Raw genomic sequence first — 22447 nt, 5'->3', positions numbered from 1 at the left:
TTAGTTGATATCACACACTCATAAATGCATTTTTATTCACATTCCTAAAACGGCGGGGATGAGTATTGAAAGCTCTTTTTTAAAATCTATTGGCCTTCAATTTGTGAATGGCCAGAACCGCACATTATTGCTTACGTATAATGAGGACCCTGAAAAAGGCCCGTCTTCTTTGGCACATTTATCTCCGGAGGAGTATGTAAGCCTCTCATACATATCGCAGGAAAAGTTTGACAGCTATTTTAAATTTGCTTTTGTACGCAATCCCTGGAGTCGTGCAGTATCATTGTATAAGCATTTTAATTTTCACAGAGTTATAAGCTTTACAAGTTTTCTCAAAAAAGAACTCCCTAAGTTAGAAAGAGAACGGTACTATTTTGTGAAGCCTCAGGTAGAATATATATATGATTCAAAAGGCAACCAATTGGTTGACTTTGTGGGGCGTTTTGAAAATTTGCAAAAGGATTTTGAAACGGTCAGAAATAAAATAACGCCACACTTAGGGGATTTGGAGTATATTAATAAGTCCAAAAAGAAACAGAATGTATACAGTCGTTGGAACATTAGGCATATAATTGCTATTCTTAAAAAGAAACCTTATTTAATTAAAAATTTTAACCCTCTGTATAATGCATCCAGGCCTTACCATGAGTTGTATACCGAAGAAGCGCGTAGTATAGTAGATACTTTCTATCAAAAAGATATTGAATTACTTGGATATGAATTTTAGTATTTAAAATTAGCAAAAAATGAAAATCCTTATGGTCTCCATGCGATCGATCCATTTTAAAAGGTGGACTACACAGCTTAAAGATGCCGGGCATGAAGTGCATTGGTTTGATATTTTGGACGGAGGCCGTATTGACGAATTGGATTGGGTTATACAGCATACCCAGTGGAGGTACAGATATTCTCGATTAAAAGGCAGGTTTTTTCTGAAAAGCAAACTTCCTAAAATTCATAAATTACTGGAAAAGGATGTATCCAAAGAATTTGAAAGGCTTTTACAAAAGATCCAACCTGATTTGGTACATAGTTTTGTCTTGTATAAATGTTGTGTTCCTGTTTTTCCCGTGATGCAAAAATATCCCAACATCCGGTGGATATATTCCTCTTGGGGAAGTGACCTGTATTATTACAAAGAACTACCCGAATACCGTAAAGACATAGAAAAGGTATTGCCTCGAATAGACTATCTGTTCACAGATAATAAGCGAGATCACTACATTGCTAAAGAATTAGGATTTTCAGGAGAGTTTTTAGGTGCTTTTCCCGGAGGAGGAGGTTTTCCTGTCTTAGAACTGGAATCTCATGCGATACCTCTGGACAAAAGGAAAACAATACTTATCAAAGGATATCAAGGCAGGTCAGGCAGGGCCTTAACGGTTTTAAAAGCATTGAAGCAGACCACTTTTTCTTTAGATAGATACGAATTTGTCGTATTTGGCGCTGATGAAGTAGTAGTAGCATTTATTGAAAAAGACAATTTCCTAAGAACACATATACACAAAGTATATGCTAAAAAAAATATGTTGCCACACCAAACCGTGTTGGAACTGATGGGAAGGTCGTTAGTGTATATAGGAAATAGTAATAGTGACGGGACGCCCAATACACTTCTGGAAGCAGTCATTATGGGAGCTTTTCCAATCCAATCCAATCCGGGAGGTGTCACAGAAGAATTGATCAATCATTATGAAAATGGATTACTTATAGAGAATCATGATAATGAAACAGAGATACAAACACATTTGGAAACGGCTTTGAGTGAACCAAATTTAATTCAGAAAGCATTTACATTCAATCAACAACTAAAACACAAGTTGGATTATACCATAATACAGGAACAAGTAGTAAATTGCTATCGTAAAGTAGAAAATGAACTTAAAAATTAATGCTAACAGTCATCTACCCATATAGAAACCGGGATACGGAACGTATCAAAAGGTCTTTGGATTCTTTGCAACGGCAAACAGTTCAGGATTTTACGGTATGCTTTGTAGACTATGGGTCCGATGAAGAAATAGCTAATACTATAGCAAATTTGGTAGAAAAGTATGATTTTGTGGAATATCAATACCTACCAACACAATTTCAACCCTGGAATAAAAGCAAAGCGTTAAATAGTGTTATCAAGCATTTAAAAGGAGGGTATTGTTTTGTAGCCGATGTCGATATGATCTTTCATCCGGGATTCATCGAAAGAGCCATTTCCCTCCAAAAAAGAGAAACAGCAATTTATTTTAAAGTAGGGTTCCTGTCTGAAAACGAATCACAAAAGGAACAGGCGTTTGACGCCTATACCATAGATTTTCCAAGTACAGATGAAGCGACAGGACTTACCATGTTCTCAGTTCCTACATTGCACGCCATTCGTGGGTTTGACGAATTCTATCATTTTTGGGGTTCTGAAGATACCGATGTTCACATTCGCCTTAAAAACAATGGAGTTAAAGTTGAGTTTTATGACAGAGAGATCTTAATGCTCCACCAATGGCATCCCGGTTACCGAAACAAAGAAAGAACACAACTCACAAGAGAACTACAATTAGAAGGAATTGTTAGACTTAATTATCAGCATTTAAAGCATGCAAAGAAAAATAAAGTTACAAATGTTAATCCGGATGGATGGGGAAATGTGATGAACTCATCCCACGCTGAAGATCTACTTAGCTATACGGGAGATGTGACCACTTTAACCAATAAAGTGGAAGAGATCGATCATTTTTTGTTTGTGATGTTGAAAGACCTGCCTTTGGGAATTAGTTCATTTAAAATTGTAGAAGATAATGCAAAAGATACACTAAAATACAAGATCAAGAAGACTGTAGGTAAAAAGGTGTCAGCATATTATTCTTTAAAAGAAGTTAATGACAAACTACTGTTACACATTATAAGTTTTTATAGGAACTATCCCTATATTTACAGTGTTTCGGAAGCAGAAAACGCTATACAGTTCACACTAATAAAACCAACAGTTGGCGCAACCTAAGAACATAGTTATCATACCTGCCCGGGGAGGCTCTAAAAGGCTTCCGGGAAAGAATAGCAGACATTTGGGTGAACACCCTCTCATGGCACACAGTATATTGTATGCCCAACGTTTTCCTGAACTTATAGACACGATCGTAGTTACTACAGACGATGAAGAACTTGCTACTATTGCTCGATCTTACGATGCTAGAGTTGTGATGAGACCCAATGAATTGGCAGGAGATCAAGAACCTGTGATTACAGCTTTACAACACGTTTTAGAAACCCTTCAGGAAACCTTTGTAAATGTGATTCTGTTGCAGCCTACTAATCCGTTACGGCCCTTGAATTTGTTACCCGAAGCATATCGGGTATTTTCAGAAAGTAATGCACAAAGCCTTATATCAGTAAGTCGGTTTGAAGAAAAATTTGGAACTATCAAAAACAACATATTTACACCGTCTAATTATATCATGGGGCAACGAAGTCAGGATCTGGAACCTATGTATAAAGAAAATGGCCTTTTGTATATTACTGAAAGCAGGGCAATTGTAAAAGGAACCATTTTGACAGAAGATAATTATGCGTATGTAACTGAGACTCCTTTTGACCATGTAGATATTGATACCGAATTAGATTTTGTAGTTGCAGAAACAGTATTGAATTTTTTTTCTGAATTATTATGAAGCGAATCGTGCTGCTTACATCATCAGAGTTGCGACATACTTTTTTCAGAAAGTATATCGCATTGCAGGATGGTATTGAAGTAATAGCAAGTTTTTGTGAGTCTTCGGAAAAAAACCTTGTTTATAAGATTCAGAATTCTACCGAGGAGGATCTACGTTACCGGCATTTGCAAACACGTATTCAGACCGAGAAAGATTTCTTTTCACTGTTTTGCAAGTATTCTAAGGACAGCTCAAACCCTATATCTATTTTCAAAGGAGCCATTAATGAATTGGAATATGTAGAACAGATTATCGACCTGGATCCGGACGTGATCCTTTCCTATGGATCCTCCATTATTAAGTCAAAACTAATTGATGCATTTCCGGATCGATTTGTAAATATTCATTTAGGATTGTCACCTTATTATCGTGGAAGTGGTACCAATTTCTGGCCTTTTGTAAATAAAACACCGGAAGCTTGTGGCGTTACCTTTATGAAGATTGATGCCGGAATCGATACGGGTGAAGTAATTCACCAGATTCGCCCTAAAGTCTACGAAACAGATGGGTTTCATGTTATTTGCAACAGACTGTTGGTATACATGGCAGAAGTTACTGCCCGGATCATTCAAAAGTTTGACACTCTCGAGCAAATGCCGCAATTAGAAGAAAGCGATCAACACCTGTATTATAAGAATTCAGATTTTACCGAAACATCTGTTGAGCAACTACACAAAAATTTTAATAGTGGAATGATTACCAATTACCTGAAAGATAAAACAACTAGGGATCTATCAATGCCTATCCTTCAAAATCCTGCGTTATTACATGAGTAGTTCTACAATGAATGCAGTTATGTACCATTATGTGCGCCCTTTTGATGCGGACTATCCCAGTTTTAAGAATCTGCATATTGATGATTTTGAAAAGCAACTGGATCATTTTGAAGAAACATTAGGTTTTGTTTCAAAAACAGATTTTTTAAAAGCGATTGAAACAGGAATACCATCACCGGGAGTTATACTTACTTTTGATGATGGATTTAAAGACCACTTTCAATATGTTTTACCGGTCTTACAAAGACGTAATTTGTGGGGGATATTCTATATCACAACAGGAGTGTACACATTCCGAACCCTTCTGGATGTTCACAAAATACACTTACTTCTGGGTAAGATACCCTCTCTACAACTTTTTGAAGTTTTACAGGGCATTATTTCAGAAGCTATGCTCTCTCATCAAAATGTTTCTGCTTTTAGGGAAGCCACGTATCAACTTCAGAATAATGATGACCATACCAATCTGGTAAAACGGACTCTTAATTATTATATAGATTACCAATTTAGAACTGAAGTGATTGAAACTTTAATGCGTCACTTTTTTGAAGCATCTCCTTCAGAAATATTTGAAGAATTTTATCTTTCAGAAAAAGAATTGAAAGCAATGTATGATGCAGGAATGGTTCTGGGCAGTCACACGGTAAGTCACCCGGTTATGAGTAAATTATCACTTCAGGAACAAAAAGAAGAAATTATGAACTCCTTTTCTTTTTTGAAATCGGTAACAGGTGAATTTCATGCAAAAACCTTTTGCTATCCTTACGGCGGTTTTCATACCTTTACGGATGAGACAAGAAAATTACTCAACAACGAACACGTGCAGTTTTCGTTTAATGTTGAAGCGAGGCCAATTTCAGCTATAGATTTGGTACAGAACAGGCAGGCATTGCCACGCTTTGATTGTAATCAATTTCCTTTTGGAAATTGCAGAACGTAACCGTAACCTATGGAGCCCTTTATAAATATTGCAGGACGTAAAATTGGAAGAGATTACAGGCCTTTGGTGATTGCCGAGATAGGAATCAACCATGAAGGCTCTCTGGTTGTGGCAAAACAAATGGTCGATGCTGCTTATCGAGCAGGAGTAGAGGTGGTAAAGCACCAGACACATATTGTAGAAGATGAAATGAGTGGCGCTGCCAAAAAGGTGATACCGGGAAATGCAAGTGTTTCCATTTACGATATAATGGAGCGTTGCGCTCTTAACGAAAATGATGAAAGAGCCCTAAAAACATATGTAGAAGAAAAAGGAATGTTGTTTATTTCTACCCCTTTTTCCAGAGCTGCTGCCAACCGTTTGGAAGAAATGAATGTTCCTGCCTACAAAATTGGCTCGGGAGAATGTAATAATTATCCGCTTTTAGAACATATTGCCGGGTTTGGAAAGCCTGTGATTTTGAGTACAGGAATGAATACGATAGAAAGCGTTCAAAAAGCGGTTTCCATTTTCGATGCACACCAGGTACCTCTAGCCCTCTTACATACCACTAATTTATATCCTACACCTGTACATTTGGTGCGTTATGGTGCTATGATAGAGTTACATGAAGCATTTCCGGGCAAGGTGTTTGGTTTGAGTGACCATACGCTTAATAACCATGCCTGTCTTGGAGCAGTTGCTTTAGGAGCTTCTATTTTAGAACGTCATTTTACAGATCATAAGCAACGAACCGGACCTGATATTGTGTGTAGTATGGACGAAGCTGAATGTGCAGATTTGATACATGGAAGCGAAGAGATCTGGCAGATGAGAGGAGGAACTAAAGAACCTGCTAAAGAAGAACAAGTTACTATCGACTTTGCGTTTGCTACTGTATGTACCATCCAGTCTATTGGAAAAGGAGAAAAATTCTCTAAAGAAAATCTTTGGGTGAAGCGTCCGGGAACAGGAGAGATCCTTGCAGAGAAATTCAATAGTATTTTAGGAAAAAAGGCCTCCAGAGATATTGAAATCGATGTACAACTAAGCTGGGAAGATATAGACGTATGAAGAAAATAGCATTTCTAACAGGAACCCGTGCCGATTTTGGAAAAATAAAGTCACTCCTTCGCATTCTCGAAGAAGACTCGGATTTTGAACCACACATTTTTGCCACCGGCATGCACCTGCAACAAAAGTATGGTTTTACCGTCATGGAAATTGAAAAAAGTGGCTTTCAACACATCTATACGTTTGATAATCAAACGCCACAAGGAACAATGGACCTAAGCCTTGCTCGGACCATTGAAGGTTTTTCAACCTATGTGAACAAATTGAAACCTCATTTGATAGTAGTGCATGGAGACCGAGTAGAAACCCTGGCAGGTGCCATTGTTGGAGCACTTAACAATGTTTTAGTGGCACATATTGAAGGGGGGGAAATTTCGGGTACAGTAGACGAATTGATACGGCATTCTGCCAGTAAACTAAGTCATATACATTTTGTTTCTAATACTTCTGCTGCCAAACGTTTAGAGCAGATGGGCGAACTAAGCGAATCTATTTTTGAAATAGGCTCTCCTGATGTGGATATTATGTTTTCCGGGAATTTACCAAATCTACCCGAAGTAATGCGGTATTACGAAATACCATTTGAGCAGTACGCAGTTGCAATGTTCCATCCGGTTACCACTGAGTTTGAACAAATGAAAAAAAATGCTGCCAATTTTGTGGATGCTTTGTTAAAAGACGATACTAATTATGTGGTAATCTATCCAAATAATGATTTGGGAAGTGATGCTATTTTTGAAGCTTATAAACGTTTAAGAGGTAATAATCGTTTTAGAATATTTCCATCCATCCGGTTCGAATATTTTCTCATTTTACTGAAAAATGCAGAATTTATGATAGGAAATTCGAGTGCAGGAATCAGAGAAGCACCCTATTATCATATTCCAACGGTAAATATTGGCAGCAGGCAACAGAACAGAGCTTTACATGAAGACATTGTTCATTGTACATATGAAGCAACATCGATTTTGGATTCTATAGCCGAAGCAAAGAATAAAACAATAACATTTACCAATGAGTCCTTTGGAGAAGGGAACAGTGCTTCTTTATTTTTACAAGCCCTTAAAAATGAAACATTGTGGAAATTGAGCAACCAAAAACAATTTCGTGACAAAACCTAAAAAGAAAATTTTTGTACTACTTCCGGATGGGGTAAGTCTTCGCAATTTCGCATATACTTCCTTTTATTCCTTAGGAATTGAAAAAGGCTATGAAGTGATTTTTTGGAATGCTACCCCTTTTGATATTAAAAACATTGGATTTTCTGAAATAAAGATCGATAAACCCAACGCCCACTGGTACACCAATGTATTGAAAAATGCCCAAAAGCATATTGAGATCAAACTGTTTTCAGAAAGAGATAAAGACCCAATCTATTTTGAATATTTATTTCCACTTTCCTATAAAAGCATAAAGGCTTCAGCAAAAAGCTTATTGACTCGCTTTTATAGTAAGTTATATTCTTCAGAAAAAGGCCTGAATACCTTACGGGCAAAAATAGTAGCTACGGAACGTAAAACAGTATATTACCGGGAATGTAAAAAAGTCTTAAAAAAAGAACAACCTGATTTTGTGTTTTGTACAAGCCAGCGATCGGTTACTGCAATTGGACCATTGACAGCAGCGCAGGATCTGGGTATTCCAACAGGGTCGTTTATTTTTTCATGGGATAATGTCCCAAAAGCAACAACGGTTATTACAACAGATCATTATTTTGTATGGAGCGACCTCATGAAAAACGAGCTTTTGCATTATCACAGGTATATTGACCCAAAACAGGTGAGTATTACAGGAACACCTCAGTTTGAACCTCATTTCGAGCAAAGCAGAATTCTCTCAAGAGATATTTTTTGTAAAAAATACCATTTGGATCCAAATACTACCTATTTGTGTTATAGTGGTGATGACATAACAACCTCTCCAAAAGATGAACTATATGTAAGAGATGTCGCTGAAGCAGTAAGGAAACTAAATACAAAAGGTTCGCAGCTTAAGATCATTTTTAGAAGATGCCCTGTTGATTTTTCCGGCAGGTATGATACGGTACTAAAGGACTATAATGATGTGCTGATCGATATTCCCCCACTTTGGAAAAAGATAGGAGGTGGATGGAACACTATTTTGCCCACTGCCGAAGATCTTAATTTACAGGCAAACATCATAGCTCATACCAAAGGGGTGATCAATCTTGCCTCCAGTATGGTCTTTGACTATGTAGCACACGACAAGCCTTGTGCATATATGAATTATAACTATCTTAATCCTGAACAATTACCACAAAAAGGAGTGTATCTGTATGATTATGTACATTTTCGATCTATGCCTTCTTCTCAAGCTATTGTTTGGTTAGATCATCCCGATGAGATTGCCGGCCAAATTGAAAAAATGCTATCAGGAGTTCCGGAGACTGTTGCCGAAGCAAAAGAATGGTTTAAAATTATTAATTTACATCCACCGCAACATGCTTCAGAAAGAATATGGAACCGTATATCTAAAATTGTAAACTAATGCACCTTGCTTTTTTAACTTCAGAATATCCTCACCCTAAAGTAACTAAAGCTGCCGGGATTGCGACAAGTATCAAAAATTTGGTCAATGGATTGGTAGCTAAAGGTGTTTCAGTTTCTTTATTTATATACAATCAGACCCAAAATGAAATTTTTGAGGAGAATGGAATTACGTTTCATTTAATACAACGTAAAACATATCCTTTGCTGGGATTTTATCTGTACCGAAAACATATAGAAAAGTATGTAAATAAATATATTACTTCAGAGAGTATTGATGCCATAGAAGCACCGGATTGGACCGGGATAACTGCATTTATGAGGTTAAAAGCTCCGTTGGTTATACGTTTTCACGGGAGTGATGCCTATTTCTGCCATTTGGAAGGTAGAAAACAAAAAAGGAAGAATCGCTTTTTTGAAAAAAACGGGGTACAAAAGGCTGTAGCTTATATTGCGCCTACGACCTATGCCGGTATTAAAAGCGCTGAATTGTTTCAGCTTAACCCTTCTAAGGTAACCACGATACATTACGGACTTAATCTAGATCATTTTGAAAATGAAAACCCGGAACGTTTTGTGCCCTATCGTTTATTGAATATTGGTACTGTGATTAGAAAGAAAGGTGTTTTTCAGCTTGCTGAAATGTTTAATAAGCTCGTTGATGAGTATGCCCACGCCGAGCTTATTCTAATTGGAGGTGATGCATCAGACCTTCAAACAGGTACAGCTTCTACATGGAAACTGGTAGAAGAGGTTTTTTCAGAAAAAGCAAAGAAAAGAGTAAAATATTTAGGAAAAGTCCCTTACGAAACGGTAAAAGATCACATGAAAAAAGCACATGTTTGTGTGTTTCCTTCTTTGGCAGAAACATTAGGGATGGTTACCATAGAATCTATGGCATTACAAAAGGCCGTTGTAAATACAAATTATGGTTGGGCTCAGGAGTTGATAGATCACAGGGAAAATGGTTATTTGATCGATCCAAACGAAATAGTGCATTATACCGAAACTATTTCAGAGCTTTTTGATGACCCCGAAAAAACACTTGAAATAGGAAAAAAAGCCAGAAAGAAAATTGAAAATACGTTCGATATTCATCAGATAGTAGAAAAAAATATAACGTTTTACAAATCACTTATTACTAAATGATCGTAGTGACACATACGGACGGAATTGTTACCAAAGTATTTTCTAATGAATACGCTCATTTAGAAGGAAAGACTTTGATACCTGTTCTATTTACCTTAGCGAACTCATTTCCCGAAGAAATCTTGGTTTGGTGTCATACTAACTACTATTCTTTTTTAAATAAAGAAATTATTCCTTCATACTTTGTCCATAACAGAATATTGCTAAGTTATAGTGTTACAGGGACATATGCCATACCCAATACAATTGGTTATGTAGAAGATTCTCCCTTTATAAAGATACAAAGGCACGTGCTGTATCCAACTTGGTTAATGAGTAGTGACGTGGGAGCTATTCATGCTTCGGCCTTAGCAGTATTTAAAACAATACCTGTTAAAGGTGATAGCGATTATATTTTAACATCCATAGCCAAATCCGGACAGCTGCATGGATTGTTGTGCTATTCGGCGCCAAAATTACTTGACTTGTCATCTCTTAGTAGTATTGGTAAACCAAGAAGTAAGAATAGAGGTGATCTTTTCAGGTTTGTATTTCAACATTACAAGACGCGTTGGATGTTTTTGTTGCTTTTGAATTTCTGGATCTATGAAAAAAAGGTACCATTGTTTTCTTTTTTAAAGGGATTCTTTCATAAAAAACTACTTCGTTTTTCTCCTGTTTTTGAAACAATTTCTGTGGTATCCAATAACCCTTTTTCAGAAACGGGAATAGATGTTATTATTCCAACCATAGGGCGAAAAAAATACCTGCAAGATGTACTGAAAGATCTGTCACAACAGACTATTCTTCCAAAAAAGGTGATTGTTATTGAACAGAATCCGGATACTTCGTCTCATACAGAATTAGATTACCTCACTACCACCTCTTGGCCTTTTGAAATTGTACATCGCTTTGTTCATAAGACCGGAGCTTGCCAGGCAAGGAACATGGCTCTCAAGGAAGTTACAGCACCTTGGGTTTTTATGGCTGATGATGACATTCGGTTTCCTTCAACAATGATTGCAGATGTGTTTTCATTTCTTTCTGCTTACCATTGCAAGGCAATCACTTTGAGTTGTCTTATGGAAGGAGAACAAGAGGCATTTCAGGAAATTCACCAATGGAGCTCTTTTGGTTCAGGTTGTAGTGTGGTAGCATCTACTATAGCCCGGCAAACAATGTATGATACTTTTTTTGAATTTGGTTATGGTGAGGACAAGGATTATGGTATGCAATTACGAAACCAGGGATGTGACGTACTATACCATCCTTTTATACCATTAACACATTTAAAGGCACCTATTGGTGGATTTCGTGAACCTGTTGTAAAACCTTGGGAAAATGAGAAAGATCTACCCAAACCGGCACCAACGGTTTTATTATTTAAATTAAAACATAGAATCAAAGAGCAAGTTCGTGGATATAAAGTATTATTATTCCTGAAGTTCTATAAACAACAATCAACCAAAAACCCAATTTCGTATCTCAAAAAAATGAAGAAACGATGGAACAGTAGTGTTTTCTGGGCGCATCAAATACAGAAGCCATGAAGTTTACACTTATAGTTTGTACCTATATGCGCCCACAACCGTTACAAAAATTATTACTGTCGGTTGAAGCGCAATCATTATATCCCGATCAAATTGTCATTGTGGATGGTTCAACAGACAATGCGACTGAAATAATTTTAAAGGAAAAGAGTTTTTCAAACCTGGAGTATCATAAAGTCTCGGATAGAGACAGAGGGCTCACCAAACAACGAAATTACGGGATTCAAAAAGTGAAGGAACATATAGATGTTGTTTGCTTTTTGGACGATGATATTGTTTTAACTCGTCACTATTTTGAAACACTTATAGCTACGTATAAAACCTATCCTGAAGCACTTGGAGTAGGGGGGTATATTATTAATGAAACCGATTGGAAACCTTTGAAGGAAGGAGAAAAACCTTCCCTGAAACAGTTCGTGTATGATGGTTGGATACGCAAAGACGGATCACGATTTGTGCTTCGCAAGAAGTTGGGACTGGACACCAACAGGCCCCCGGCTCATCTACCGGACTTTGCCCATGGCAGAAGCGTAAGTTTTCTTCCTCCCAGCGGAAAGGTATACGAGGTAGAACAGTTTATGGGAGGTGTAGCATCCTACCCAAAGCAGGTATTGGGCACTCAAAAGTTCTCTGAATATTTTGAAGGCTATGGCTTATATGAAGATGCGGATTATACATTTCGTCTTTCAAAAAAAGGAAAACTATATGTCAATACTGCTGCGCAGTTATATCACTATCATGATGGTTCCGGAAGACCCAATAAATATACTTATGGGAAAATGGTCGTTCGAAACGGATGGTATGTTTGGCGTGTAAAATATCCAAAACCTTCATTTAAGGCCCGATTAAAATGGAACGCAACATCTTTTCTTTTAACTTTGATACGGCTAAGTAATACCATTACAGCGAATAAAAAGAAAGAAGCTTTTACCGAAGCCCTGGGCAGAACCGCAGGTTGGCTTAGTTTACTGGTTAACAAACCCGGCAGATGAAACTTGCAATCATAACACACACACCTCATTATAGAAAAGACAATACTTTGTATGCCTATTCACCTTACGTTAGAGAGATGAATATTTGGGCTAAATACGTAGATGAGGTAAGGGTTGTTGCTCCAATGTCCAAAGGCGAAATTTCCAATATTCAATCTTCATATGCTTCAGATTCTGTACATATTTCTACCATTCCGGCGATTTCATTTACTTCTTTTTCTGAAACCATAAAAGCATTGTGGTATCTTCCGGTAATCAAATGGAGAATCTTCAATGAGATGCGAAAAGCAGATCATATTCATTTAAGATGCCCGGGTACAATTGGATTGATAGGTTGTTGTATGCAAATTTTTTTTCCGAAGAAACCCAAAACTGCAAAATATGCAGGAAACTGGGACCCAAATGCAAAACAACCCCTAAGTTATCGCTTTCAAAAACGAATTCTTAGCAATACTTTCCTGACAAAGAACATGCAGGTCCTTGTATACGGCGATTGGCCAAATCAAACCAAAAACATTAAGCCTTTTTTTACTGCAACCTACCCAAAAAGTAAAATTGGAATTTTATCTGCAATTTTTTTTTCACCACCGTTTAGATTTCTTTTTGTGGGAAGTTTGGTTCCGGGTAAGCAACCCTTGTATGCTTTACAATTAATTTACGGGCTACAGAAAAAAGGTATTAAATGTCGATTGGATATGTATGGTGATGGTAGTGAAAGAACAGCAATCGAGGAATATATCCAACAACATGATGTATTTGAAACTATTACTTTACACGGAAATCAGACTTCGGAAATAGTAGAAAAAGCCTATCAACAAAGTCATTTTTTGATTTTACCCTCAAAATCTGAAGGTTGGCCCAAAGTAGTTGCTGAAGCAATGTTCTGGGGAGTTGTTCCTATTGCTACACAGATTTCTTGTGTCCCCTGGATGTTAAATTCCGGTGAACGGGGCATCATGCTAAATGGGATTTTAGAAACCGATATAGAACAGTTGTACAACAAATTAGAAAATACAAAAGAACTTTTGCAACAAAGTGATCGAGCACAGAAATGGTCACATCAATATACAATTGATTATTTTGAAGCGGAAATTAAGAAGTTACTAGTATGAGGGTTTTACAGCTTATAGATTCATTGGAAGCAGGTGGCGCAGAGCGTATTGCAGTTACTTTTGCGAATGCTTTGTCTTTGACCATTGAAGACTCCTGTATATGTGTTACAAGAAATGAAGGAATCTTAAAATCAAAAGTCGGCCCTGGGGTATCATATCTTTTTCTGAATAAAAGAAAAACTTTGGACCTTCCGGCATTGCTCCGACTTCGAAGATTTGTAAAACAGCATAAGGTTAGTATTATACATGCACATACTACATCCTACTTTTTTGCAACCTTATTAAAAATAACAAGCCCTAAGGTTAAACTTATCTGGCACGAGCACCACGGAAAACGTGTTTTCACTAACAGAAATAAAAACAAAGTCTTGTATCTGTGTTCGTTCTTTTTCAAAAAGATCATTACTGTTAATGAAGATCTGCAAGAGTGGTGCAAACAATACCTGGCAACTAAAAATGTCGTCTACCTTCCTAATTTTGTGGATGAGTCTTTGTTTTCTTCGGAACCGGAACAACGTAAAAAACAAATTGTATGCCTGGCGAATTTAAGAGTGCCGAAGAACCATTTGAATTTATTAAATGCTTTTAAAAATGTACATGAACAGTATCCGGATTGGAAACTCCGTTTGATAGGTAAAGATTACGAAGATTCTTATTCTGAAGAGTTAAAGAAATTTGTGTCGGAACATAATTTAGGTCAATCTGTATTTTTTGAAGGAGCAAAAGACAATGTTGAAAGATTATTGCAAAGAGCCAGTATTGGCGTGTTGGCATCGGAAAGTGAAGGGTTGCCTATGGCACTTTTAGAATATGGAGCTGCAGGACTTGCAGTAGTTACCACTAATGTAGGGTATTGTGAAAAAGTAATTAGTACATTTGGGAAGACTGTTGCTTCAAATGATTCTGAAGCTTTGGCAAATACTCTGTTATTTTATATAAAAAATAAGGGAAGTTGTATTATTGATGCAGAGGCATTTCAGAAACATATAACTAATAATTATTCTCTAAAAAAGATTTTACCTTTATTATTAGATCATTATAAAAGCGTTATCCATTAGACCTTTAAAAAAAATAACATATTTTCAATTGATTATTGCCCATGTATTTATGGCAATGGTGATCTATTTGGCAGAATTTACTTCTAGACTATTTCTGTTTGGGATTATAGCATATTTTTTATTCCGTATTTTTTCAAATGGAAATAAAAAAGACGAAGTATTACTTGCTGCAGGTTACATAACAGGTTTTGAGGTATTTTCCAGGATGACAGGTGGATCCGGGATTTCTTATGAATTTGCAAAATTTGCTGTGATAGGATTTTTATTCTTAGGGATGTTCTTTAAAGGTTTTACCCGTAAATCCTGGCCTTACTTTTTTTATATAATTTTTTTACTTCCGGGTGTTTTTTTTTCGGCTATTAACCTCAATTACAACACAAATTTTTTAAATGCTGTCAGTTTCAATTTAAGTGGCCCTATTTGTTTGGCCATTTCAGCCTTGTATTGTTATAATAAAAAGATGCCACCGGAGAGACTCCAGGGAATATTACTGGCAGTGTTACTCCCCATTATTGCAATGACCTGCTATTTATATGTATATACTCCAAATATCAGGGATGTACTTACGGGAACACAATCCAATTATGAAGCTTCCGGAGGTTTTGGGCCCAATCAGGTTGCAACTGTACTGGGACTGGGAATGTTCATTCTATTCTCTCGATTGTTCATGATAAAGAGCAGGTTTATTAATTTAATAGACCTGGGGCTATTAGGCTTATTAAGCTATCGGGCCATTGTTACTTTTTCAAGAGGCGGAGTTTTAACTGCAGCTATATGTGCTCTTGTTTTTTTCATTGTTTATTTTTTAAGATCTGAAAGAAGGGAAAGAACCATATTGGTTCCTAAAATTGCACTTGTTGTAGCTGTAATTACTGTAACTTGGTTTATCACTTCTGTTTTTACATTGGGGCTAATAGACAAACGCTACTCTAATCAAGATGCTGCCGGAAGAATAAAGGAAGATATCTCTACCGGGCGGACAGAGTTGATCGAAACCGAATTAAATGCTTTTATCAATAGTCCTTTTACCGGAATAGGCGTAGGTAAAATTCGGGAGTATCGTTACGAACAAACCGGAACACTGGCTGCCAGTCATAATGAAGTGAGCCGCATTTTGTCCGAACACGGTATTTTTGGTTTTTTTGCAATTATTGTACTTGTCCTTACTCCTTTGGTATTTAGAATGAAAAATAAGTCCAATGTATATCTTTTTTCATTTTTCTTGTTTTGGTTGTTTACAATAAGTCACTCTTCCATGCGTATTGCCGCACCGGCATTTATTTATGGACTTTGTTTAATTTCTATTCTTAATGCGAAAAAAAAGCCTGCTTTACATAGGAAATAAACTATCAAAAAAAGGTAGTACAGTTACTTCAATAGAAACTCTTGGAAGTTTTTTGAAGCAAGAGGGATATGAGGTTTATATGGCTTCGTCTGTTAAAAATAAACTTTTACGGTTGTTCGACATGCTATTTACCACCTTTAATTATCATCGAAAGGTCTCTATAGTATTAATAGATACATATAGTACTCAGAATTTCTTCTATGCTGTAGCGGTTGCCAACGTATGTAGGTTATTACGAATCGAATACATACCTATTTTACGGGGAGGAAACCTTCCTGAACGTATTAGAAAGAGTAAAAATTTGTCTAACAAGCTTTTTAAAGGGGCAAAGACTAATATTGCTCCTTCAATGTATTTGTACGAAGCATTTATAGCAGAGGGATATACTAATCTTACCTATATTCCCAATACTGTTGAAATAAGTAATTACTCTTACTCACTTCGGAAGGAAATACGGCCCAAAGTACTCTGGGTACGTTCTTTTGCTGAAATTTATAATCCGCTTCTGGCACTTCAAACTTTAGAAATTCTGGACAAACAGGGCTACAATATCAGTTTGTGTATGGTGGGCCCCGAAAAAGACGGCACACAAAATACCTGCAGAAAATTTGCCGGAGAAAAAAATCTGGATGTAACCTTTACCGGAATGTTGGATAAAAAAGAATGGATACAACTATCTATGGAATTTGATATCTTTATAAATACCACAAATTTTGATAATACCCCCGTAAGTGTTATTGAAGCAATGGCTTTGGGCTTGCCTGTGGTATCTACAAATGTTGGAGGAGTTCCTTACCTGATCGATGATGAGATAACCGGGCTATTAGTTCCTCCCAATAACCCACAATTATTTGCCGAAAAGATTATGATGTTACTCTCTGATGGTGATCTGGCAGCTATGTTATCTCAAAATGCACGTAAAAAAGCTGAAGAACTTGACTGGCAGAAAGTGAAACATAGTTGGGATACACTTTTAAACCACTAAATAAATACCTATTTTTAACCATCCTTAACAAACCAAAGTCATAAATGTCAGGTATTCATTTTGATATTTCAGAACGTAAAATATTACTTCGCCTTTTTGACATCGCAAGTGTTCTCGCTTTACTATATTTGGTAGGATTAGTATTTGACTTTGATTATTTTAAGATCAATGCAGATCACTGGGTCTGGTCCATCGTATTAGGCTTATACCTCACTATTTTTGCTACAATTTTCGAATTATACAACCTCCACAAGGCCAGTAAGTTTGAGATTGTGGTACAGAACATCATTCTTACTTCTTCGGTAACAGTTTTATTTTATCTGTTAACCCCATTCTTTACTCCGGAGTTGCCCGAAAACCGTTTGCAGATCATCTATTTTTATATTTCAGTGAATCTTGCACTTTTTGTTTGGCGTTATGCATATATCGTACTCATTTCCGCGCCACGGTTTTTTAAAAAAGTATTGCTTGTTGGTAATGCCCGGGATATTGACAACATTATTGAATCACTTCAAAAATCAGACCCCAACTATAGAGTGATAGGTTTTATCAATACAGATTCAATTGCTTATACATCATTACAATATGAAGAATTATTAGAATTCGGGCTACAAAATGTTTCGGAAACAGTAAAGGAACATTCAATTTCTGAAATTGTGGTTGCAACACCGGATTCTTCCGGAATGACCATTTCACTTTACAACCAATTGATTATGCTTTTAGAGAATGGAGTTGTGATACGTGAGTACAGGCAGGTGTATGAGGAGATAACGAGGCGTGTTCCCGTACAGCATGTAGATAAAGATTTTTACAGATACTTTCCTTTTAGCAGAAGTAACCAGAATAAATTGTACCTTTTTTTTCATAGAATTTTAGATCTTCTCTTTTCTTTGATAGGTTTGATTTTTGGACTAATAATCTTTCCCGTTATTCTCGTCGGAAACTTATTTGCAAACCGTGGGCCGTTATTCTATACTCAGGTAAGGGTAGGTAGAAATGGAAAACATTTCAGGATATATAAGCTTAGAAGCATGGTTACCGATGCTGAAAAATACGGAGCCCAATTTGCCGATAAAAAAGATATGCGGGTAACCAAATTTGGACGTTTTTTACGAAGGTCACGATTTGATGAGATTCCCCAGTTCATTAATGTGATCAAAGGAGATATGAGTGTAATAGGCCCAAGGCCGGAACGTCCTGTTTTTGTAAAACAACTTTCAGAAAAGATACCCTTTTATGAAGTGCGGCATCTTATAAAACCCGGAGTAACAGGTTGGGCACAGGTAAATGCAAAATACGGAAGCACTCAGGAAGACGCTTTGGAAAAATTGCAATACGACCTATATTACATCAAGCGGCGTAGTTTGTTTCTGGACATTAGTATAGTAATAAAAACACTAAGTACAATTATCTTTTTTAGGGGGCAGTAGAGGCTTCTTTTTTCAAATAATAGATTACATATACATATCTAATTAACAATGCTGTCAATAGTGGAATAAAACCTATGGCAAAAACCTGCACGCCGGTAAACCAATGTATAACTATCAACGATAGAAGTAAAATAAGAAAAACAATGTATCGGCGTATCCAAGTCTTAGGATGTCTCTTACCAATAACACTCAGAAATAAAATATTGAGAGGGAATACCCAAAGCAAGTTATAATTATTAGCCGTTGCGGTATGGTCTGTGGCTACCCAGAGCAGTAACAGGAAAATACCAATTAAGCCGGTTACAAAAAAGATGATGGCATCTAAATAGCGACTCCGGGAGCTCTTTTTGTGGTCTTTATACGTTACAAATAGAATTAAAAGTCCAAGAACCCCAAAAAAGAAAAGCGGACTCAAAAAGAAATTCCGTTCTTCTTTGGTTTTGGTATTTTCAAAAAGGTTTTTTGTTTCTTTTATCAAAGCTTGTTGTTCACCATCTGGTTTTTCTATGGTAGCATTCGCAGCAGCTTCAAATATATAGTCTGGTAAAAACTGGTATTCCCATGGTGTTGCTCTTTTATCTACAACAGCACCTATTGCCACATCCATTCCTAAACTTCCCCAGGAATTCCAATATACATTTTTCTGTATTAATTCCCTGAATGTATATGCATCAGTGATATACTCATCTTTGTAAGTTAGCTTTTCACCCAAAACTGCAACGAGAACATCCCGTATTTTTGTTGCACAATTATCATAAAAAAAATCATATGTATAATACTGGTTTTCGGGTTGGGCATTATTTTCCAAAAAATTAAAAAGATCCAGTTTTTCTGTATAGGTAAGATTTAACAGCTGCTCTTTAACCCAACGATCCTGAGCTACATAACTTTCAAAAAAAGGTTCGTAATAGCTAACCCCTAATTTGTATAATAGTTTTCCACGTGCAAATTTGGTGTAAAAGTTAGGTGTATCGAAGTCATATACTCCATAATTGTAAACTAAATCCAGATCATTGCTGTCATCCTTTATTCGGAAAGCACTGTGTCCAAATTTGTCATATAACTGTGCTCCAGGGCCTATAGTGAGGATGCTTACTTCGGCATCTTCAGAAAGAGAAAAGTATTGTGCCCTTACCGAATAGGAAGCAAAACATAAAAAAACAAACAGGAAAATGTAGTTTTTACTCATAGATGGATTATCTAAAAATACTCCAGTCTAATTTAACTGAAAAAACATTGCTGTACAAAGCAGCACTTTGATCACCAATATCTGTTAAGGCATAATCCACTTGTATGCCTTTGTATTTAAAGCCCACACCTATGTTAGGTTGAAATCCAACGGATTCACTACCATCCAGTTGCGTAATGTTTTGAAAATTACCCAACCCACCCCGAACAAAGACCATATCAATATATCCAAATTCAAAACCTAAAGCAGGGTCGATACTTGTAAAAGAAGTAGAAATGATATCGTTGGTTTCGGCAAAACGGAAGTTTAAATCTACTTCTGTCACCAATGAAAAGTCATGATGGAACAAAAACTTTCGTGAAGCTCCCATTTGTAATTTCGGGATAGTGATCTCGGTAGTTTCAGGCAGTTCCTGATTTTGACCTTCTACAGCACCTTGTATTTCAGCAAACTTTTCTTCATCAATGGACCATGCATTGAAAGTTGTAGTAATATCCCGGGCCATCAGGCCAAATTTCCAATCCCCTTTTTCAAATTGAATGGCTGCGTCCAATCCAAAACCCCAGGAAGAAGCAAAATCACCAATCACACGCCTAATTACTTTCGCATTCACACCGAAATTTAAACCATCCAAAGGCAAACGACGCGCATATGAAAATGTAACACCATAATCGGCAGTAGAGAAAAGGCTAATACGATTGTAATCTATGTTTCCTTGGTCATCAATTAGCTGTGTAGTATTTAGAATATCATCCACTCCAAACCGAATAATTGAAAAGCCAACGGCGCTTTCACTATCCAGAGGCATTGCAAAACCGGCATAGTCGTAATTGGCAATATTTGCAAAATAGGATGCGTGCATTAAAGAGAGCTCTTTTTCTTCAAGATGTACCAATCCTGCGGGATTCCAATAGACCGAATTTACATCGCTGGTAGATGCCACAACAGCATTTGCCATTCCAAAAGCAGCAGCATCCACCCCAATATTCATAAACTCATTAGAATACTTTCTAACGGTCTGGGCGGAAGCAGTAATGGACAGTACTGTTAACGCAAAAAATATTTTCTTTTTCAAGCTTCGAATTTTGAACAAATATCTCACTATTTTACTGAATACTAAACTATAATTTTATACACATATTGTGTTTTCACTATTATAGACGCAAATACTTTGCTATTTTTACAGTATTGACCAAATAATATGATAAAACAAATACCTAACATTATTACTTCCCTCAATTTATTGTGCGGCTGTGTAGCTGTTCTTTTTGCTGTTTCCGGTGACTTAATTACAGCTTCTTTTTTTGTTTTCTTCGGAATTTTCTTCGATTTTTTTGACGGCCTTGCTGCTAGATTGCTGAAAGCACAAAGTGACGTGGGACTGGAATTTGATTCTTTAGCTGATGTTATTACCAGTGGAGTAGCCCCTGCGATTGTAATGGTGCAAATGTTAAATTTGTCTACTCAAGGAACAAACCTTCAATTGTTCTCGGAAAATACCGAATCTATGGAATGGATCGCAGCAAAATTTAGTTTTCTTCCATTCATAGGTTTACTTATAGCAGTTGCTTCTGCTTATAGATTAGCAAAATTCAATGTAGATACCAGACAAACCAATAGTTTTATCGGGTTGCCTACTCCGGCAAATGCCTTACTGATTTTAAGTTTACCATTGATCTTACATTTTCAGTATTCCGAAGTGGCAGAAAGTATTATTCTTAACAAATGGATATTGATAGGAGTAATTGTAGTAAGTTGTATTTTGCTAAATGCCGAAATAAAACTCTTTGCTTTAAAATTCAAGACCTGGGATTTTAAGAGCAACTCGGTACGCTATGTATTTTTGATACTTAGCTTAATTGCCATAGTATTACTGAAATTTATAGCAATACCTGCTATTATTTTAATCTATATTTTGCTGTCAATTTTCGGGAAAGAGGGTTAGAATTCCAGTTTCTTTTTCCGAAGCTCAAAATTTCGTCCCAAATACACTTTACGTACCATCTCGTCTGCTGCCAATTCTTCGGGGATACCGTGTTTTAAAATACTGCCTTCAAACATCAGATAGGTTCTGTCTGTAATGGCAAGGGTTTCCTGTACGTTGTGGTCGGTAATAAGAATGCCAATGTTCTTGTTTTTTAATTGAGCTACAATGCGCTGGATGTCTTCAACAGCCACTGGATCTACTCCTGCAAAAGGTTCGTCAAGAAGTATAAAATGAGGATCTGTAGCCAGGGCACGGGCAATTTCCGTACGTCGCCGCTCTCCACCACTTAACAGATCACCTCGGTTTTTGCGAATATGCCCTAATCCAAATTCTTCTATAAGGGTCTCCATCTTCATTTCCTGCTCTTTTTTGGAAAGTTTGGTCAATTGTAATACACTTAGAATATTATCTTCAACACTTAACTTCCTAAATACCGAAGCTTCCTGTGCAAGGTATCCAATCCCGTTTTGGGCACGTTTGTACATTGGGTAATTGGTGATCTCTTTACCTTCCAGAAAAATTCTTCCGCCGTTTGGTTTTATCAATCCCACGATCATGTAAAAAGAAGTAGTTTTACCGGCGCCATTGGGGCCCAAAAGTCCAACAATTTCACCTTGATTCACTTCTACGGTAATTCCTTTCACCACCTTCCGGCCTTTATAGGATTTTATAAGATTTTCGGCTTTTAGTTTCATTA

General features: G+C 36.8%; 21 protein-coding genes. 18 read left to right on the top strand and 3 right to left on the bottom strand.

Going from position 1 to position 22447, the window contains the following annotated elements; all coding sequences use genetic code 11:
* Window positions 1–4: 4 nt before the first annotated feature.
* From ACY2RT_RS03555 to ACY2RT_RS03475, 17 genes are read left to right on the top strand one after another with little or no spacing between them, the layout of a single operon-like run.
* The gene (locus tag ACY2RT_RS03555; protein WP_490154497.1) at window positions 5–727 is read left to right on the top strand and encodes a sulfotransferase family 2 domain-containing protein; all 723 of its coding nucleotides are present in this window, start codon (window positions 5–7) and stop codon (window positions 725–727) included.
* A gap of 19 nt (window positions 728–746) precedes the next feature.
* On the top strand, window positions 747–1892 hold the full coding sequence (locus ACY2RT_RS03550) for a glycosyltransferase (protein WP_490154496.1): 1146 nt from the start codon (window positions 747–749) through the stop codon (window positions 1890–1892).
* Window positions 1892–2989, top strand: coding sequence for a glycosyltransferase family 2 protein (locus ACY2RT_RS03545; protein ID WP_490154495.1), 1098 nt, complete (start codon window positions 1892–1894; stop codon window positions 2987–2989). Before ACY2RT_RS03550 ends, ACY2RT_RS03545 begins: the two co-directional genes overlap by 1 nt.
* Window positions 2976–3656, top strand: a complete 681-nt coding sequence (locus ACY2RT_RS03540) for an acylneuraminate cytidylyltransferase family protein (RefSeq protein ID WP_490154494.1) — start codon at window positions 2976–2978, stop codon at window positions 3654–3656. Before ACY2RT_RS03545 ends, ACY2RT_RS03540 begins: the two co-directional genes overlap by 14 nt.
* Window positions 3653–4474 carry a formyltransferase family protein gene (locus ACY2RT_RS03535; protein ID WP_490154493.1) on the top strand — a complete coding sequence of 274 codons (822 nt, stop codon included), beginning with the start codon at window positions 3653–3655 and terminating at the stop codon, window positions 4472–4474. The genes ACY2RT_RS03540 and ACY2RT_RS03535 overlap by 4 nt, the downstream gene beginning before the upstream one ends.
* Complete coding sequence (locus ACY2RT_RS03530) at window positions 4467–5414, top strand: polysaccharide deacetylase family protein (RefSeq protein ID WP_490154492.1); 948 nt, start codon at window positions 4467–4469, stop codon at window positions 5412–5414. The genes ACY2RT_RS03535 and ACY2RT_RS03530 overlap by 8 nt, the downstream gene beginning before the upstream one ends.
* 9 nt (window positions 5415–5423) lie before the next feature.
* Window positions 5424–6467, top strand: a complete 1044-nt coding sequence (locus tag ACY2RT_RS03525) for an N-acetylneuraminate synthase family protein (RefSeq protein ID WP_490154491.1) — start codon at window positions 5424–5426, stop codon at window positions 6465–6467.
* Complete coding sequence (neuC, locus tag ACY2RT_RS03520; RefSeq protein WP_490154490.1) at window positions 6464–7588, top strand: UDP-N-acetylglucosamine 2-epimerase; 1125 nt, start codon at window positions 6464–6466, stop codon at window positions 7586–7588. The genes ACY2RT_RS03525 and neuC overlap by 4 nt, the downstream gene beginning before the upstream one ends.
* Complete coding sequence (locus ACY2RT_RS03515) at window positions 7575–8975, top strand: UDP-glycosyltransferase (protein ID WP_490154489.1); 1401 nt, start codon at window positions 7575–7577, stop codon at window positions 8973–8975. Before neuC ends, ACY2RT_RS03515 begins: the two co-directional genes overlap by 14 nt.
* A complete protein-coding gene (locus tag ACY2RT_RS03510; RefSeq protein WP_490154488.1) occupies window positions 8975–10123 on the top strand; it encodes a glycosyltransferase family 4 protein in 1149 nt (382 codons plus the stop codon). The genes ACY2RT_RS03515 and ACY2RT_RS03510 overlap by 1 nt, the downstream gene beginning before the upstream one ends.
* Complete coding sequence (locus tag ACY2RT_RS03505) at window positions 10120–11652, top strand: glycosyltransferase family 2 protein (protein ID WP_490154487.1); 1533 nt, start codon at window positions 10120–10122, stop codon at window positions 11650–11652. Before ACY2RT_RS03510 ends, ACY2RT_RS03505 begins: the two co-directional genes overlap by 4 nt.
* Complete coding sequence (locus ACY2RT_RS03500) at window positions 11649–12644, top strand: glycosyltransferase family 2 protein (protein WP_490154486.1); 996 nt, start codon at window positions 11649–11651, stop codon at window positions 12642–12644. The genes ACY2RT_RS03505 and ACY2RT_RS03500 overlap by 4 nt, the downstream gene beginning before the upstream one ends.
* On the top strand, window positions 12641–13756 hold the full coding sequence (locus ACY2RT_RS03495) for a glycosyltransferase family 4 protein (RefSeq protein WP_490154485.1): 1116 nt from the start codon (window positions 12641–12643) through the stop codon (window positions 13754–13756). Before ACY2RT_RS03500 ends, ACY2RT_RS03495 begins: the two co-directional genes overlap by 4 nt.
* Window positions 13753–14814 (top strand): glycosyltransferase, encoded by a 1062-nt coding sequence (locus ACY2RT_RS03490; protein ID WP_490154484.1) that lies wholly within the window; start codon window positions 13753–13755, stop codon window positions 14812–14814. Before ACY2RT_RS03495 ends, ACY2RT_RS03490 begins: the two co-directional genes overlap by 4 nt.
* Before the next feature lie 28 nt (window positions 14815–14842).
* The gene (locus ACY2RT_RS03485) at window positions 14843–16159 is read left to right on the top strand and encodes an O-antigen ligase family protein (protein WP_490154483.1); all 1317 of its coding nucleotides are present in this window, start codon (window positions 14843–14845) and stop codon (window positions 16157–16159) included.
* Window positions 16125–17144, top strand: a complete 1020-nt coding sequence (locus ACY2RT_RS03480; RefSeq protein ID WP_490154482.1) for a glycosyltransferase family 4 protein — start codon at window positions 16125–16127, stop codon at window positions 17142–17144. Before ACY2RT_RS03485 ends, ACY2RT_RS03480 begins: the two co-directional genes overlap by 35 nt.
* 44 nt (window positions 17145–17188) lie before the next feature.
* Window positions 17189–18574 carry a sugar transferase gene (locus ACY2RT_RS03475; protein ID WP_490154481.1) on the top strand — a complete coding sequence of 462 codons (1386 nt, stop codon included), beginning with the start codon at window positions 17189–17191 and terminating at the stop codon, window positions 18572–18574.
* Here the strand turns inward: ACY2RT_RS03475 and ACY2RT_RS03470 are convergent.
* Together ACY2RT_RS03470 and ACY2RT_RS03465 are read right to left on the bottom strand one after the other, a co-directional pair.
* On the bottom strand, window positions 18561–19763 hold the full coding sequence (locus ACY2RT_RS03470; RefSeq protein ID WP_490154480.1) for a DUF6427 family protein: 1203 nt from the start codon (window positions 19761–19763) through the stop codon (window positions 18561–18563). The genes ACY2RT_RS03475 and ACY2RT_RS03470 overlap by 14 nt on opposite strands.
* 7 nt (window positions 19764–19770) lie before the next feature.
* Complete coding sequence (locus tag ACY2RT_RS03465) at window positions 19771–20838, bottom strand: putative type IX sorting system protein PorV2 (RefSeq protein ID WP_490154479.1); 1068 nt, start codon at window positions 20836–20838, stop codon at window positions 19771–19773.
* A 126-nt stretch (window positions 20839–20964) separates the two neighbouring features.
* On the opposite strand from ACY2RT_RS03465, the gene ACY2RT_RS03460 reads away from it, so the two are divergent.
* Window positions 20965–21708, top strand: coding sequence for a CDP-alcohol phosphatidyltransferase family protein (locus tag ACY2RT_RS03460; RefSeq protein WP_490154478.1), 744 nt, complete (start codon window positions 20965–20967; stop codon window positions 21706–21708).
* Here the strand turns inward: ACY2RT_RS03460 and lptB are convergent.
* A complete protein-coding gene (gene lptB / locus ACY2RT_RS03455; protein ID WP_490154477.1) occupies window positions 21705–22445 on the bottom strand; it encodes an LPS export ABC transporter ATP-binding protein in 741 nt (246 codons plus the stop codon). The two genes, ACY2RT_RS03460 and lptB, sit on opposite strands and share 4 nt — an antisense overlap.
* Between the last annotated feature and the right edge of the window lie 2 nt (window positions 22446–22447).

The sequence above is a fragment of the Ulvibacter sp. 2210JD10-4 genome (assembly GCF_058148525.1).
This window is presented reverse-complemented; position numbering and strand designations above follow the sequence as displayed.